This is a genomic window from Streptomyces phytophilus (assembly GCF_013870535.1).
Taxonomy (GTDB): domain Bacteria; phylum Actinomycetota; class Actinomycetes; order Streptomycetales; family Streptomycetaceae; genus Streptomyces; species Streptomyces phytophilus.
Genome location: NZ_JACBXC010001533.1, coordinates 1 through 1,266, shown reverse-complemented (window position 1 = coordinate 1,266; position 1,266 = coordinate 1). Strand labels below are relative to the sequence as shown.

At 72.7% G+C, this 1,266-nt stretch carries 1 protein-coding gene; it reads left to right on the top strand.

Going from position 1 to position 1,266, the window contains the following annotated elements:
• Positions 1-283: 283 nt before the first annotated feature.
• The coding region (locus H5J30_RS34010; RefSeq protein ID WP_181791671.1) for a serine/threonine-protein kinase at positions 284-1,266 on the top strand (983 nt) is incomplete at its 3' end.

Genomic DNA, 1,266 nt, shown 5'->3' with positions numbered 1-1,266 from the left:
TGCGGCGGAGCCCCCTGGCGGACAGCACCCGGCCCCGGGGCGGCAGTCGTGTTCACCGGCTCGTCCGGCGTGGTCGACGGTCATGGCGGCCCTCCCGCATCCCTCGACTCCACGATATGAAATCGATTTCGGAAGCTAGGGAGACCCGCGCGACCCGTCAACCCCTCGCGCAGCACCTGTTGTTGCAGGGTTGTTGCCCGCCGCGGCGAGGACCGCGGCGAAAAGTCGGTACGCTCCCGCTTGACTTCGGGGACGGCGGGATCTGAACCGCCGTGAACAGGGGATGATCACCATGGCGAGTGCACCTTCGGCCGGCCTTTTCAAGCCGCTTGAGCAGAGCGACCCGGCAGTGGTCGGGGGCTACCGGCTCGCCGCCGTGCTCGGCACGGGCGGCATGGGCAAGGTGTACCTCTCCTACACGCCCGGCGGCCGGCCCATCGCGATCAAGGTGATCCGGCCCGAGTTCAGCGAGGACCCCGAGTTCCGGCGGCGCTTCCAGCGGGAGGTCCAGGCCGCGCAGCGGGTGCAGGGCCTGTACACCGCGCCGGTCATCGACTCCGACACCGAGGGCGCGCAGCCCTGGCTGGCCACCGCGTACGTACCGGGCCCCTCGCTCGCACACGCCGTGGCGCAGCACGGCGCGCTGCCGCTGCGCAGCGTGCTGCTGCTGTCCGTCGGCGTCGCCGAGGCCCTGCACGTCATCCACGGCGCGGGCATCGTCCACCGCGACCTCAAGCCCGCCAACGTACTGCTCGCCTCCGACGGCCCCCGCGTGATCGACTTCGGTATCGCCCGCGCCGCCGAGACCACCGCGCTCACCGGCACCGGAGTCAGCGTGGGCACCCCGGCGTTCATGGCGCCGGAACAGGCGGCGACCGGCACGATCGGCCCCGCCACCGACATCTTCGCCCTCGGCCAGATCGCGGCCTTCGCGGCGATCGGCTCCCCCGCCTACGGCGAAGGGCCCTCGCACGCGGTGCTCTACCGGATCGTGCACGAGGACCCCGACCTCAGCCGGGTGCCGCCGGAGCTGCTGCCGCTGGTGACCCGCTGCCTGACCCGCGACGCGGACGCCCGGCCGAGCCTCACCGAGGTCATCGAGCTGTGCCACGAGATCTCGCCGGAACCGCTGCGCCAGGGCGAGGACTGGCTGCCGCAGTCGGTCGCGGGGTCGATCACCGAGCGGCTGCAGCTGCCGGAACCGGCGAAGACCCCGCCGCCGCAGCCGACCGTCGCGCCGACGCCGACCGAGTTCTCGCCGCACCA